The 14,798-nt window shown below is 61.5% G+C and carries 9 protein-coding genes; 4 read left to right on the forward strand and 5 right to left on the reverse strand.

Annotated elements, in window-relative coordinates:
• Nucleotides 1–2,568 (forward strand): SbcC/MukB-like Walker B domain-containing protein (locus WCZ84_RS08830; RefSeq protein WP_372685905.1); only part of this gene is annotated, 2,568 nt, incomplete at its 5' end.
• Here the strand turns inward: WCZ84_RS08830 and WCZ84_RS08835 are convergent.
• A complete protein-coding gene (locus WCZ84_RS08835) occupies nucleotides 2,565–2,801 on the reverse strand; it encodes a YdaS family helix-turn-helix protein (RefSeq protein ID WP_343821038.1) in 237 nt (78 codons plus the stop codon). The two genes, WCZ84_RS08830 and WCZ84_RS08835, sit on opposite strands and share 4 nt — an antisense overlap.
• A gap of 731 nt (nucleotides 2,802–3,532) precedes the next feature.
• Between WCZ84_RS08835 and WCZ84_RS08840 the strand changes: the two genes are divergently transcribed.
• Nucleotides 3,533–3,820: a helix-turn-helix transcriptional regulator gene (locus WCZ84_RS08840; protein ID WP_372685906.1), complete on the forward strand. Its 288-nt coding sequence runs from the start codon at nucleotides 3,533–3,535 to the stop codon at nucleotides 3,818–3,820.
• A 34-nt stretch (nucleotides 3,821–3,854) separates the two neighbouring features.
• On the opposite strand, the gene WCZ84_RS08845 is transcribed toward WCZ84_RS08840, so the two are convergent.
• Together WCZ84_RS08845 and guaA are read right to left on the reverse strand one after the other, a co-directional pair.
• Entirely contained in the window at nucleotides 3,855–5,057 is a 1,203-nt protein-coding gene (locus WCZ84_RS08845; protein WP_372685907.1) for a tyrosine-type recombinase/integrase, read from the reverse strand.
• Nucleotides 5,058–5,408: 351 nt separating this feature from the next.
• A complete protein-coding gene (guaA, locus tag WCZ84_RS08850) occupies nucleotides 5,409–7,001 on the reverse strand; it encodes a glutamine-hydrolyzing GMP synthase (protein WP_372685908.1) in 1,593 nt (530 codons plus the stop codon).
• 99 nt (nucleotides 7,002–7,100) lie between these two features.
• Between guaA and WCZ84_RS08855 the strand changes: the two genes are divergently transcribed.
• Both WCZ84_RS08855 and WCZ84_RS08860 read left to right on the forward strand, forming a co-directional pair.
• A complete protein-coding gene (locus tag WCZ84_RS08855) occupies nucleotides 7,101–8,300 on the forward strand; it encodes a YbfB/YjiJ family MFS transporter (protein WP_372685909.1) in 1,200 nt (399 codons plus the stop codon).
• A gap of 122 nt (nucleotides 8,301–8,422) precedes the next feature.
• Nucleotides 8,423–9,163 (forward strand): alpha/beta fold hydrolase, encoded by a 741-nt coding sequence (locus WCZ84_RS08860; protein ID WP_372685910.1) that lies wholly within the window; start codon nucleotides 8,423–8,425, stop codon nucleotides 9,161–9,163.
• Here WCZ84_RS08860 and guaB read toward each other — a convergent pair.
• Together guaB and purL are read right to left on the reverse strand one after the other, a co-directional pair.
• Nucleotides 9,148–10,608 carry an IMP dehydrogenase gene (gene guaB / locus WCZ84_RS08865; RefSeq protein ID WP_372685911.1) on the reverse strand — a complete coding sequence of 487 codons (1,461 nt, stop codon included), beginning with the start codon at nucleotides 10,606–10,608 and terminating at the stop codon, nucleotides 9,148–9,150. The two genes, WCZ84_RS08860 and guaB, sit on opposite strands and share 16 nt — an antisense overlap.
• Before the next feature lie 62 nt (nucleotides 10,609–10,670).
• Nucleotides 10,671–14,753 carry a phosphoribosylformylglycinamidine synthase gene (gene purL / locus WCZ84_RS08870; RefSeq protein ID WP_372685912.1) on the reverse strand — a complete coding sequence of 1,361 codons (4,083 nt, stop codon included), beginning with the start codon at nucleotides 14,751–14,753 and terminating at the stop codon, nucleotides 10,671–10,673.
• Nucleotides 14,754–14,798 lie beyond the last annotated feature (45 nt).

Raw genomic sequence — 14,798 nt, forward strand, 5'->3', positions numbered from 1 at the left:
ACAAAGCAGAAGGAAGAGACAGACCTTGCCGCCAAATCCGCTGACACCGGGAAGGCCATTGCCTGGCTCACCACAATCGACGGGCTGAACAAGGAAATCATCAACCTGGCCGATGAAGCGAGCAAACTGCAGGGCGATATCGAGGCGTTCAAACCGGATCGTGAAAAGCTGGGCCGGGCTTTGAGTGCCGCCTCACTGGACGGCGCATACGCAACGCTCACCGCCACCCGCAAACAGCAGGCGGATGACAGAGCAGGCTTGAAAGCTGAGGAAGAGGCTCTTCCTGGACTGGAATCCTCCGCCAAGGAACAGGCCGAGGCACTGAAATCGGCTGAGCAACAAGCCGCTCGGGCAAAAGAAGCGCTGAAAGCGGCCACGCCTACATTGCAGAAGGTTCGCTCCCTCGACCAGAAACTTGCTGATCAGAAAAAGGCCGTTTCGGAAGGTTATGAGGACTGCAAGAAGGACGCGGCAAAGATTGATGCAGACAAAAAAGCTCGACTCGAAGAGCAGGAAAAACGATCCAAGGCTCATGAGACGCTGGAACTTGTGGGCTGCTACATCAAGGAACATGCACAGGATGAATGGCTGATCGGCGGTCTGGCTGGTGTTGAAGAACAGTTGAGCGGCCTGCTCTCCAAGCAAAATGAAATCGTTCAAAAGGAGGCCGCTCAAGAAACGGCCACGACGGCTCAGGAACTGGCGGCAAAGTCACTCGACGACTGTCAGAAGCAATCCAGCAATCGGAAGCAGAAGCTGGAGGACGCCTCAAAACAGCTTCAGCAGGGCAAGGATGCTTTGAGCCAGCTACTTGGGGACCGCTTGTTGCGGGAATACCGCACCGAGAAGGAAACCCTGCTGCGAGAAATGGCCTTCCTGATGAAAATTGCAGAACTTGAAGATCACCGGGCAAAACTGGAAGACGGCAAGCCCTGTCCGCTCTGTGGCGCGACCAAACACCCCTTCGCGGAAGGGAATGTACCCGTCCCCGATGAAACCGAACTGAAGATCGACGCCCTGACCAGACTGATTTGCAAAGCCGAGGATCAGGAAGCCGCCATCAAGAAACTCGAAGAAGCTGAAAGCCTGGCCCGTAAAAACCTGACGGAGGCTGAAAAGCTGGAGTCAGCAGCGGCTAATGACAAGAAGGCCGCCGAGAAAGCCCTCGCCGATGTGAAGGACAGCCTGGTGAAAATCCGTGCTGATTTTGCCGAACGCATGCAGTCTGTCTCTACCAAACTCCAGCCGCTTGGTATTGCGGACATCCCTGAAAAGGACATTTCATCACTTATTGAAACCCTTAAGGCGCGGCTGAAGGAGTGGCAGACCCAGGCCAAGAACAAGGCGGACATCGAGAAACAGATTGCCGACATCGACAGCGAGGTGAAGCGGCTGGATGCGGTTATCGAAACTCAAAGCACCGCCCTGACCGAAAAGCTGGAGCGTCTTGAAACATTGAAAAGGGAACTCGCCGCTGGAAGTGATGAGCGCAATGCACTGTACGGCGACAAGAATCCCGACGATGAGGAGCGCCGTTTAAACAAGGCGATTTCAGATGCCGAAGATGCCGAAAAGCAGGCCAGAGAACGGCACAATGAGCTCCAACAAAAATGGAATACCGCAAAGGCCCACGTCGAATCTCTGAAGAAACGCATCGAGCAACGCGAGCCGGAACTGAGAAGGCTTGAAACAGAATTCTCCGCAGCACTCGCGCCTGTTGGCTTTTCAAATGAAGAACAGTTCCTGGCGGCCATACTGCCCGCTGAAGCTCGGGCGGAGCTGACAGCCACGGCCAAGGATCTGGATGAGCGTGAAACGGATCTCAAGGCCAGACAGAAGGATCGGGAAACACGCCTGGCTACGGAAATGGCCCGCAAGGTCACCGACAAACCGCTGGAAGAGCTTGAGCCACAATTCAAGGAGCACGAGGAAGCCCTGAAAGAGCTGCGGGACATCATTGCCGGTCTCAAGCACAAGCTAAGTGAGAATACGGCTGCAAAAGAGCGCATAAAGGAAAAGCAGACAGCTATCGAGGCCCAGAAAAAAGAGTGCCACAGGTGGGAAAACCTGCACGAATTGATCGGCTCGGCAGACGGCAAAAAATACCGCAATTTTGCTCAGGGGCTGACCTTCGAAATGATGGTTGGTCACGCCAACCGGAAATTGCAGAAAATGACCGACCGATACTTGCTGGCCCGTGACAACGCTCAGCCCCTTGAGCTCAACGTAGTCGATAACTACCAGGCTGGGGAAATTCGGTCCACGAAGAACCTTTCCGGCGGGGAGAGTTTTATCGTTAGCCTGTCCTTGGCGCTGGGGTTGTCCCATATGGCCAGCAGGAACGTCCGGGTGGATTCACTGTTTCTGGATGAAGGCTTCGGCACCCTCGACGAGGAAGCCCTCGACACCGCCCTGGAAACCCTCGCGGGCCTGCAGCAGGACGGCAAGCTGATAGGTGTCATTTCGCACGTGCCCGCCTTGAAGGAGCGAATCAGTACGCAGATTCAGGTCACGCCACAAACTGGCGGGCGGAGCCGTATCACAGGGCCAGGCTGCGATTCCATCTAATCCTCCCCCCGCAATTCCGGCCAAATCTGCCACCAGTCATCCGGACGCAACTGCTTCCGGGTGACTTCCCCCCCTGTCAGTTCCTCGATCTCCACACACCTAATGATTGGTATCGGTCGCTGGCCGATGGCCCAACTGTGGATGACCTGCGGCGGAAGGCCTAGGCGTCTGGCCAACGCAGTGACGCCTCCCGCGAACTCACAGGCGGCACGAACAGGTTGAAAATCCGGCATATGCTTCTATATCCATGTTAACAATATGGATTATAAGATTATTTTGATATATCAATATGAAGACTAATCCTGGCAGTCGCATGGCATTACCTGGCAGCAAGGTAAAAATGATCATTAAACCGTAACAAGGCATCCCCGCTCTTGCCATCCACCAGATGCCCGGTCAGGGCGGCAGCCCTTGATCTCCCTATGGACCAGCTCCGACAAGTTTGAAACCCATAGGTTCAAAGCTGACACAGCAATATACAAATTATCCTGTGAAAACGGGGCCTTGCATAGGGTAATCAGCTACCCTTTTCGGGCCTATCAGGCATCTCAGTCAGCGCAAATAAAAAGGGCCAAATAGGGTATTGACAAGATAAATCATTTTGCTGAAAATACCCCCAAGCTGATCACATCAGCCCGGCTCTTTAACAAAAAACAATCGATGAATACTGCGCCCTGCCCGATTACGCGGCATGCGATTGCGCAGCAACCTGTAAGGCATCGGGGTTGAAGTAAAACCGGTGAAATCCGCTTCGTGTCGTCGGCCCCTCGCGTGGGGTATCAACGATGGCGTGCAGCGGGGACTTCCCCCCTCGCGGGAAGCGCCTGGTTCGCCACAATGGCGCCCAACATCGAGGATGGCGACGTAATCCAAGAACAGAATCCCTGACCTGCTGGCATGCCGGCAGGTCACTTCCGTATTCGGGCACATCATGTTGAATATGCCCGCAGAAAGAGGTAATCGCATGAACGAACCAAGCCGGTCGGAAGCCGACCTTTTCCCCCACCCTGCCCCCGCCGCCAACATCGTCGCCATCACCCGCAAGGAACTGCTCAGCAAGGTTCCGCTGTCTGATCGCACCATCTTCGATATGGAAAAGCGTGGCGAATTCCCGCAGCGCTTCTGCCTGTCCAACCGCGTCGTCGCCTGGGACCTGGCCGAGGTCAATGCCTGGCTGGAAGCCCGCAAAAACACGCGCAACCACCAGATGGACGCGGCCGTGTCGGCACCCCTGCATCGCACGGGCACCTAGCCCAGCCGGGGCCGTACAAGATCCGGCCGGTGCGCTACGCACCCGCCGGACCCTGCGTCCAGCCATCGATCATATTGGCCCAGTCTTGCAGCATCTCGCGCCGCCCTTCGGCGTATTCGGCTTTGTTGTAGACGCTACGCACACCGCGCTGTTCGTGGGCCAGGCATTTTTCGATCCAGTCTGAGTTATACCCGGCTTCGTTCAGCAGCGTGCTGGCCGTGCGCCGGAAATCATGGGGCGAAAACTGCGGCAGATCCTGGCCGTCGGCCTGTGCCGATGTCCAGACCAGCTTGGTCACCTGGTTCAAGGTGGCTTTGCTCATGCACACATCCGGGTCATAGCGCCCCGGCAGCATCCAGCGCGACCCGCCCGCGCAGACTTTCATGGCCATCAGGATGTCCAGCGCCTGGCTGCTCAGATACACATTATGCGGATTGCGCCGTTTCATGCGCTCCGCCGGGATGGTCCACAGGGCATCCGTAAAGTTGATCTCATCCCAGGTGGCCTCGATCAGTTCGGATTTGCGCACCATGGTCAGCAACAGCAGCTTGACCGCCAGGCGGATCACCGGCGTGGTCGCCACCCGATTCAGGTATTGATACAGCAACCGGATTTCATCCGGCCCCAGGGATCTTTCCCGCGCCTTGAACCGCGCGATGGATGACGGCGGTACGCCATCGGCCGGGTTGCTGCCTTTGTAGCCCCTGGCCGACGCCCAACGAAACACCAGCATGACGATTTCCCGCGCCAGCACGGCCGTCGCGGGCGCACCTCGCTGCAGGATGGCGTCCGCGCGGCTGCGCACGTCTTCTTCGGTGATCTCGTGCAGCAGCCGATTGGCAAAGTACGGCTTCAGGTCACGCTCGTACAAAGATCTACGCATGTCGCGGGTGGATTCGGCCATGTCGTGCCCCCGCAGCCAGTCCTGCGCCCAGGCCCCAAACCGCTTTTCACCCCGCAGCTTGTCTTTGCTGCGGGCCTTTTCCTGGGCAGGCGATACGCCAGCCGCAATTTTCTGCTTGGCCTCGCGCAGCAGGTTCCGGGCCTCGGCCAGGGTGACACCACCCACGCCATAGCGGCCGAATGTCAGCGTCTCGCTGCGGCCGTTCAGCCGGTAGTTGTAGCGAAAGGAGATCGCGCCCGTCACGCTCACCGCCACATACAGCCCGTCGCGATCCGCCACCTTGTACTGTTTATCACGCGGCTTCAAGTTGCGGAGCATGGTATCGGTGAGCATGTCTTTCCTTTTTTGAATCAATGGCTTGCTGAAATCACAGATAGCCTTGGATGGTATTGAAACGCAGCACCAATACCATCTTTTAATCGTGCCATTGATTCATAAAAAAATGATTGAAATCAGATAGATAGTAGGTTTCAATACCATCCGAACATCAATCATCAATGGATGGTACCGGGTGCCGCGCCATCATAACGCAGCGTCGATACCTTCAAAAATACCATCCGGAAAACATGCTTGGGCCTGCCAGCACTTGCCAGCCAAAACCAGAAAAAGAAATGGAGAGCCGCTAAAACAGGGGCTCTCCATCGTTCTGATGCCAGCTATCGCATCAGCGTGCCAGGCGGGAAATCACTCCCACTCAATCGTTGCAGGTGGTTTGCTCGACACGTCGTACGTGACGCGGTTGATGCCACGTACCTCGTTGATAATGCGCGACGACACCTTCTTCAACAACGAATACGGCAGCTCGGCCCAGTCGGCCGTCATGAAATCCGTGGTCTGCACGGCCCGCAAGGCGACGACATAATCATACGTGCGCCCATCCCCCATCACACCGACCGACTTCACGGGCAAGAATACGGCAAAAGCCTGTGAGGTCAGGTCATACCATGACTGGCCCGATCCAGGATCGACTGTATTGCGCAATTCCGTGATGAAAATGTCATCCGCGCGGCGCAGCATGTCGGCATATTCGGCCTTGACCTCACCCAGGATCCGCACTCCCAGCCCGGGGCCGGGAAAAGGATGGCGAAACACCATGGCAGGCGGCAGTCCCAGGGCCAACCCCAGCTGGCGCACCTCGTCCTTGAACAGTTCGCGCAAGGGTTCGAGCAGTTTCAAGTTCAGCGTCTCGGGCAAACCGCCGACATTGTGGTGCGACTTGATCGCAACCGCCTTGCCGGTCTTGGAGGCGGCCGACTCGATCACATCCGGATAGATGGTCCCCTGGGCCAGCCAGCGGGCTGTTTTCATGGTGGCCGCCTGGGCCTGGAACACCTCGATGAATTCGCGCCCGATCGTCTTGCGCTTTAATTCAGGGTCGGCAATGCCAGCCAACTGGCCCATGAACTGTGTCGAGGCATCCACGTGGATGACGCGAATACCCAAATGGGCCGACATGGTCTCCATGACTTGTTGCGCCTCGTTCAGGCGCAGCAGGCCGTGATCGACGAAAACGCAGGTAAGCTGGTTGCCGATCGCACGATGGATCAGGGCGGCGGCAACAGATGAATCCACGCCGCCCGACAGGCCTAGAATCACCTCGTCCGTGCCCACTTGTTCACGAATGCGTGCAATTTGTTCGGCCACGTAATCAGGCATGTTCCAATCGCGCGCGCAGCCGCAGATGTCGACGGCAAAACGCTGCAGAATCGCCTTGCCCTGCAGGGTATGCGTGACTTCGGGGTGAAACTGCACGCCATAGAAACCCCGTTGCTCATCGGCCATGCCGGCAATGTCGCAGGTCGGGGTGGAGGCCATGCGGATGAATCCGGACGGCAGGCGGGTAACCTGGTCGCCGTGGCTCATCCAGACTTTCAGCATGCCATGGCCGCTGTCGGTTACAAAATCCTGCAGCCCATGGAGCAGGCGTGTATGGCCGTGCGCACGAACTTCAGCGTAGCCATATTCGCGCTGCTCCGCAAACTGGACCTCGCCCCCCAGCTGCAGGGCCATGGCCTGCATGCCGTAGCAGATGCCCAGCACGGGGACCCCCGCCTCGAACACTGCCGCAGGCACCTTGATGGACTCATCGGCATAAGCAGACGCATGTCCGCCCGACAGAATGATCCCTTTCAACCCCATTGCAGACTGCGCCTGGATGAAGGCCGCATCGACGTCGCCTGCGTGGATTTCACAATATACCCCCACTTCTCGAATACGGCGGGCAATGAGCTGGGTGACCTGGGAGCCGTAATCCAGGATGATAAGACGCTGATGCATGACGTGGGTGTCCAGGGCTGATTCAAGCCGTTAATGTAACTCATTGGCGCAAGCGCCCGCAGGCACGGTACAGTACCGCCTGGAAGGAGAATTCTATCGATGGGCTCACCCTTGTTTCGCACCCCGCTGCCGCTGGCCGGCTTTCTGGCATTGGCCGTCGCCATGGGCATAGGTCGCTTTGCCTTCACCCCCATTCTGCCCATGATGCAGGCCGATCAAGGAATCAGCCTATCCGAAGGGGGCTGGCTGGCCAGCACCAATTACCTGGGCTATCTGCTGGGCGCTCTGTTTGTCACGCGGCTGAATTGGACGCCGGCCCGCCTATTGCAAGCAGGCATGTGGCTGGTGGTGCTGCCTACGGCCGCCATGGGCCTGGACAGCCATTGGCTCGGCTGGCTGGCATGGCGATTGCTGGCCGGCGTGGCCAGTGCCTTCGTACTGATCGGGGTGGCCACCCTGGGATTCGCGCACATGAACGCTCAAGGGCGGCCACAGATGGGCGGTGTGATGTTTTCGGGTGTCGGCATTGGCATCATGTTTGCCGGCCTGACATGCATGGCGCTCACCGTGCTGGGCGCCTCGTCGTCCGAGGCCTGGTTGTGGCTGGCGGCGGTGGCGCTGCTAGGCCTCATGGGTGCCTCCACCATGTGGCGCGAAGACCTGCCCGCTATCGGGACGGCCCAGGCCGAAGCCAAACACCCAGATAAGGCGACGGCCGGCGCGCCCAGCGACGCGCGCCCACCGGCAAAGCCCCAAGCCAAGTTGCACTGGGGGCTGATTCTATGCTACGGGGTGTTTGGCTTTGGCTACATCCTGCCGGCCACGTTCCTGCCTGCCCAGGCCAAAGAGCTGGTGCCCGATCCCTGGATGTTCAGCCTGGCCTGGCCCGTACTGGGCCTGACCAGTGCGGCAGCCACCCTGCTGGTTTCATTTTTCCTGGTCCGGCGCTATACAAGCATACAAATCTGGGCAGCCTCGCACGGCATCATGGCTCTGGGGCTCGCACTGCCGATTTTCTGGCATACCCTGACCCCGATTCTGATCGCCGCATGCTGCATCGGCAGCACCTTCGTCGTCATTACCATGGTAGGCTTCCAAGAGGCGCAGGCCATCGTGACACACGCCGTCGTCAAGCAGCAAATGGCGGCAATGACCGCCTCATTCGCCGTAGGCCAGCTGATCGGTCCGTTATTTTTCAGCCTTACGCACGAATGGTTCGGTGCACCGCTGGAATTCTCGCTGGCGGTGGGTGCGGTGGGTCTGATTGCAGGCGCAGTACCCATCCTCAGGCTGCATTGACCCGCCGCGAGCCTGTTGCGGGCCAATCGTTGGCTGCCAAAATACGCAGCAAGCCCTATTCCAATCCATTTGCACGAGCCCCGACCCCTATGGAAACAGACGCCTTGGACAAGAAAACCTTCATGTTGATACACGGTGCCTGGCATGGCGCCTGGTGCTGGGATGCGGTGGCCGAGTCGCTGCGTCACGCAGGCCACAACGTGCACACGCCCACCCTGCCCGGCCTGGGCGAGCGCAGCCACGAATCCCTGGCCGATATCGGCCTGAGTACGTTCATCGATGATATTTGCCGCTATATCGACCAACATGACCTGCACACGATCCTGTTGGTCGGCCACAGTTTTGGCGGCCTGGTTGCAACCGGCGTGGCGGATCGCCTGCCGCAACGGATCGGGCACCTGATCCTGCTGGATCCGTTCCTGCTGCCGTCGGGGCAGTCCGCCTTCGATACACTGTCGCCCGAGGTCGTGGCCAAGCTCGAGCACGGTGCAGCGCAAGTCGGTGGCCTGCCGCCGCCCCAAGCCGCCCGGCTGGGCCTGCCGAACCCCGACGACCAGGCCTACGTGCAGGCGCGCCTGGTTCCCCACCCGATCGGTACCTATCGCGAGCCACTGCAGCTCCGAAACCCACCTGGCCATGGGTTACCCGTCACCCACATCCGCTGCACGGATCCAGTCTTCGGGCCAGTCGATGGCGCCTGGTCGTGGGCTCGAGAGCAGTTTGGCAACCGCTGGCAGTGGCGCGAGTTGGCCGCTGGGCATGACGCCATGATCAGCCACCCGCAACAGGTCGCCGGGATACTGCTGGATATCGCTGCCAGCGCCCCCGGCGCTGGCGGGCTGATGGATCAGTCGGCCCGATAATTGGGCGCTTCTTTGGTGATCTGCACGTCGTGCACGTGGGATTCTCGGACGCCCGAAGCGGTGATTTCGACGAATTCGGCCTGCGCGTGCAAATCGGCGATGGTGGCGCAGCCACAGTAGCCCATGGATGCCCGGATGCCGCCCACGAGTTGGTACATGATGGCGATCACGCTGCCCTTGTAGGGGACCCGCGCCTCGATACCCTCGGGCACCAGTTTTTCGAGGTTGTTGGTGGGATCCTGGAAGTAGCGATCTGCCGAACCATCGGCCATGGCGCCAAGGCTGCCCATGCCGCGATACGATTTATACGACCGGCCCTGAAACAACACGACTTCGCCAGGCGCTTCCTCGGTGCCGGCAAACATGCTGCCCATCATGCAACTGGAGGCCCCCGCCGCGAGCGCCTTGGACACATCCCCCGAATACCGTATGCCGCCATCCGCGATGAGCGGAATGCCCGACCCCTTGAGCGCTTGAGCGACATCGGAGATGGCCGTGATTTGCGGCACCCCCACGCCAGCAACCACCCGCGTGGTGCAGATCGAGCCGGGACCGATGCCGACCTTGACCGCATCGGCCCCCGCTTCGGCAAGCGCCAGCGCGGCGGCGGCGGTGGCGATGTTGCCGCCGATGACCTGGATACGCGGATAGTGCTTCTTGACCCAACGCACCCGATCGAGCACGCCTGCCGAATGGCCGTGCGCGGTATCGACCACGATGACGTCCACCCCGGCGGCCGCCAGTTTTTCGACCCGTTCTTCAGAGGCCTCGCCCACGCCGACGGCGGCACCGACCCGCAGCTGCCCCTGTGCATCCTTGCAGGCAAGCGGATGTTCGGTATTCTTGACGATGTCTTTTACGGTGGCCAGGCCGCGCAGCTGAAACTGATCGTTGACAATGAGCACGCGCTCGAGCCGATGACGATGCATGAGCGCCTGGGCCTCTTCGAGCGTAGCGCCCTCGCGCAGCGTAACCAGGCGCTCTTGGGGGGTCATGACTTCGCGCAGCGACAGATCGAGACGATCTTCGAAACGCAGGTCGCGATTGGTGACGATACCCACCAACTTGCCGGCTTCGACCACGGGCAGCCCGGAGATGCCATGCTGGCGCTGCAGGGCGATGGCATCGCGCACCTTCATGGTGGGCGTGACCGTGACTGGATCGATGACGATGCCGAATTCGTGCCGCTTGACGCGTGCGACCTCGCGTGCCTGGGCATCGGCGCTGAGGTTCTTGTGGATGACGCCAATGCCGCCTTCCTGGGCCATGGCGATGGCCAGGCGGGATTCGGTGACGGTATCCATGGCCGCCGACACCAGCGGAATGTTTAATTGAATGCTGCGCGTCAGCTGGGTGCCCAGGTGCGCGTCGCGCGGCAGGATCTGGGAATAGGCCGGAACCAGCAAGACGTCGTCGAAGGTCAGGGCTTTCTTGATGAGACGCATGAAACAACTCCGCACAAAGGTCGATTATAGCCCGCCGTGCCTCGACCCTGGCCTGCCATGCCTCAACCCAGCCAGACCCGTGCGTTGCGGAACATGCGCATCCAGGGGCTGAACCCGCCCTGCTCTGCGGCGCCGTCATGGCTGTCGGCCGGCCCCCAAGTGGACGGCCGCCACGACAGGTTCAGGTTGCGCACGACCCGCTCCGGATGCGGCATCATTACAGTGAAGCGTCCATCGGCCGTGGTGACGGCCGCCAGCCCCTGCGGGCTGCCGTTGGGGTTGGCTGGATAGGCTTCTGTGCGCTGGCCGCGATGATCCACATAGGCCAGTGCCAGCGCCGCCTTGGACGCATCGCCCTGGCGCGAGAAATCGGCCCGCCCCTCGCCATGCGCCACCGCGATCGGCGCCTGCAGGCCGGCCATTCCCGAGAAAAACAACGACGGCGAATCGGCGACTTCAACCATGGACAGCCGTGCCTCATATTGTTCGGAACGGTTGCGCGTGAAATGTGGCCAGTGCTCGGCGCCGGGGATGAGATCGGCCAGCGCCGCCATCATCTGGCAACCGTTGCAGACCCCGAGGGCGAAAGCATCGGGCCGGGCAAAAAAAGCACCAAATGCCTCCAGCAAGACGGGGTTGTAGCGAATCGTGCGCGCCCAGCCCTCGCCCGCCCCGAGGACGTCGCCGTAGCTGAACCCGCCGACGGCCACGAGGCCCTGCATGGACGCGAGTTCGACCCGCCTTTCAAGCAGATCGGACATGTGCACATCCACCGCCTCGAAGCCGGCCACATCGAAGGCCCAGGCCATTTCGACCTGGCTGTTGCAGCCCTGCTCGCGCAGAACAGCCAGGCGCGGCCGAGTACCCGATGCGATGAAGGGCGCGGCGATGTCTTCCTGGGGATCGAAATGCACTTGCGCGCCAAGGCCCGGGTCGTCGACGTCTTCCCAGCGCTGATGCTCCGCCAGCACGCAGTCTGGATGATCACGGTGCAGACGGATGCGCTTCCCAGGTTCGCTCCAGATGCTGCCAAGCTCGGCCAGCGGGCGACGATATACGATAGCGCCATCGCGAAACACCTGCAGTTCGCGCTTGTCGTTGGGCATGCCCACCACGTGCGCACAATGCGCCAGGCCCGCTTGGCGCAAATACTGCAGGACCTCGTCGCGGCGGTCGCGCGACACTTGCAGCAGCCAGCCAGCTTCCTCGTTGAACAGTGCACGCAGGTTGCGGTCATGGTGCAGCATGGTGACCTGATCGTTCTTGATCTTGTAGTCGCCCGCGTCATCGGTGAGCGGGTCGATGGTCAACATGTCCAGATTCAGGGACACCCCCAGGCGGCCGGCAAACGCCATTTCGGCGGCACAGGCCAATAAGCCACCGTCGGAGCGGTCGTGGCAGGCCAACAGCCAGCCGCGCGTGGCCATATCGCGCACCGCCAGAAAGCCGGCGCGCAGCAAAGAGGCTTCGTGCATGTCGGGCGCTTCGGCGCCAATGGCGCCATAGGCCTGTGCGAGGATCGACCCGCCCAGACGCTGGCGGCCCTCGCCCAGGTCGATGAGCACGAGCACCGAGGCGCCGGCTTGGGCATCCAGCTGTGGCGTGAGGGTGGCGCGCACGTCGGCCACCGGCGCGAATGCCGTCACCACCAGAGACACTGGCGACACCACTTGATGCGCGCCCGCGTCATCATCCCAGCGAGTGCGCATGGATAGGGAGTCTTTCCCCACGGGAATCGAAAGCCCCAGCGCCTGGCACCAATCGCTCACGGCCGCCACCGTATCGTACAAGGCTGCGTCCTGGCCCGGTTCGCCACAGGCGGCCATCCAGTTGGCGGACAGTTTGACGTCCTCGAGCTGAACGACGGGCGCGGCCGCCAGATTGGTGAGGGCCTCGGCCACGGCCATCCGCCCTGAAGCCTGCGGATCGATGATGGCCAGCGGCGTGCGTTCCCCCATGGCCATGGCTTCACCGGCCAACCCTTCGTAATCGCGCAGGGTGACGGCGCAGTCCGCTACCGGAACCTGCCAGGGCCCGACCATCGGGTCGCGGACCGTCAGCCCCCCGACGGTGCGGTCGCCGATTGTGATCAAAAAGGATTTATCGGCGACGGTGGGGTGGCGCAGCACCCGTTCGATTGCGTCCCCCAATTCGATACCGGCGAGGTCTGGGTCAGCCCCCGAAAATGGCTGGCGAGTGGCCTGGCGCTGCATGCGCGGCGGCTTGCCGAGAATGACTTCGAGCGGGACGTCGACCGGTTGCAGCGGCGTGTGGTCTTGCACCAGATCCTGCGCCAGGTCGGCGGCTGCCGCCGAGCCTGAATCCGGCCGGTCAAGGCCCGGCAGCCCCAGGCCGTCCGTCACCCGCAGGCGCGGTGCTTCGGTGGCCACGCCCACGACGGCAAACGGACAGCGCTCGCGCTCGGCCAGGGCCGCAAAACGGCCCAGGTCGTCCGGCATGAGGGCCAGCACATAGCGTTCTTGGGATTCATTGCTCCAGATTTCCGCTGGTGACAAGCCCGACTCTTGGACGGGGATCCGCTGCAGCTCGAACTCGGCACCGCGTCCGGCGTCGTGCACCAGTTCGGGGAACGCGTTGGACAAGCCCCCCGCCCCGACATCATGAATGGCCAGAATAGGGTTGGCTTCGCCCAGCTGCCAGCAGCGGTCGATGACTTCTTGGGCGCGACGCTGCATCTCGGGGTTGCCGCGCTGGACCGAATCATAATCCAGCGCCTGCGTATTGCTGCCGACCCCCATACTGGAGGCGGCCCCACCGCCCATGCCGATGCGCATGCCAGGCCCGCCCAACTGAATCAACAAGGCGCCCGGGGGGATAGCCGCCTTGGCGGTCTGGCGCGCGTCGATCTGCCCCAGCCCCCCCGCCAGCATGATGGGTTTGTGATAGCCCCAGTGCACGCCTGCCTGGTGCGCCTCGAAGCTGCGAAAATAGCCCAGCAGATTGGGCCGGCCGAATTCATTGTTGAAAGCGGCGGCCCCGATGGGGCCCTGCACCATGATCTCCAGCGGCGACGCAATGCGGTCGGGCGCGTGTCGGGGCGGCTCCCAGGGCTCGACGGCGCCGTCCAGGTGCAGGGCGGACACGGTGAAGCCCGTCAGCCCGGCCTTCGGGCGCGACCCCCGGCCCGTGGCGCCTTCGTCACGGATCTCGCCTCCGGCGCCGGTGGCAGCCCCGGGAAACGGCGCGATGGCCGTGGGGTGATTGTGGGTCTCGACCTTCATGAGCACGTGGGCGGTCATGGCATGGCGGCCGTAGGCCAAGCCATTCGGGTCGGCATGAAACACCTGGGCCGGCCCGCCTTCCATGACCGCCGCGTTGTCCGAATAAGCCACCACCGTGCCACGGGGCTGCGCGCCGTGCGTAGCGCGAATCATGTCGAACAGGCTGTTGCCGTGTACCTGGCCATCGATGACCCAGTGCGCATTGAAGATCTTGTGACGGCAGTGCTCGCTGTTGGCCTGGGCGAACATCATCAGTTCGACGTCGGTCGGATCGCGCTTCAGGTCATGAAAGGCCCGCATCAGGTAGTCGATTTCGTCATCTGAAAGCGCGAGCCCCATGGCCCGATTGCCCTCTTCGAGCGCGACGCGCCCACGGGCCAGCACATCGAGCGTACTCAAGGGCCTGCCCGGCAGGGTTTCGAATAGCGCCCGGCCGTCGAAATCGGGCGCCACGACGGCCTGTGTCATGCGGTCGTGCACCCGTGCCGCAACGGCCTGTTGCTGTTCGACGCCCAGGCCCTTGCCGCGCAACAGCCCGGTTTGGGGCCAGAATTCATAGCGCGTGCCCAGCTCGACCCGGCGTACCTTGCCCAGACCGCAATGGTGCGCAATATCGGTGGCCTTGCTGGACCACGGCGAGATGGTTCCGGGGCGCGGCACGACCAGAAAACCCGCCGCATGCCGTTCCGCCACCGGTGCGGGCACCGGCCTGCCATCATCCAGCAAGGCCTGCAGGCGCGCGCGTTCATCTACCGTCAGGGCGGCGTCCAGTTGCACGAAATAGCAGCTGGACGCCTCCAGGCCTGCCAGAACCACCCCGTCTTCGTTGAGCTCGCGCAGCAGGCGATCACGGCGAAAGTCCGATAGGGCAGCAGAGCCAGGAAGAATCAAAATGGAAGACACGGCGACGGACCCGCAGGCAGATACAAAGGGCCTATTTTAGCCGGG

The sequence above is a fragment of the Castellaniella sp. genome, from assembly GCF_041675725.1.
Taxonomy (GTDB): domain Bacteria; phylum Pseudomonadota; class Gammaproteobacteria; order Burkholderiales; family Burkholderiaceae_B; genus Castellaniella.

Coding starts and splice junctions, on each gene's coding strand:
- WCZ84_RS08835 (WP_343821038.1), bottom strand. CDS start 2,801: ATGCCGGATTTTCAACCTGTTCGTGCCGCCTGTGAGTTCGCGGGAGGC.
- WCZ84_RS08840 (WP_372685906.1), top strand. CDS start 3,533: ATGAACGAACCAAGCCGGTCGGAAGCCGACCTTTTCCCCCACCCTGCC.
- WCZ84_RS08845 (WP_372685907.1), bottom strand. CDS start 5,057: ATGCTCACCGATACCATGCTCCGCAACTTGAAGCCGCGTGATAAACAG.
- guaA (WP_372685908.1), bottom strand. CDS start 7,001: ATGCATCAGCGTCTTATCATCCTGGATTACGGCTCCCAGGTCACCCAG.
- WCZ84_RS08855 (WP_372685909.1), top strand. CDS start 7,101: ATGGGCTCACCCTTGTTTCGCACCCCGCTGCCGCTGGCCGGCTTTCTG.
- WCZ84_RS08860 (WP_372685910.1), top strand. CDS start 8,423: ATGTTGATACACGGTGCCTGGCATGGCGCCTGGTGCTGGGATGCGGTG.
- guaB (WP_372685911.1), bottom strand. CDS start 10,608: ATGCGTCTCATCAAGAAAGCCCTGACCTTCGACGACGTCTTGCTGGTT.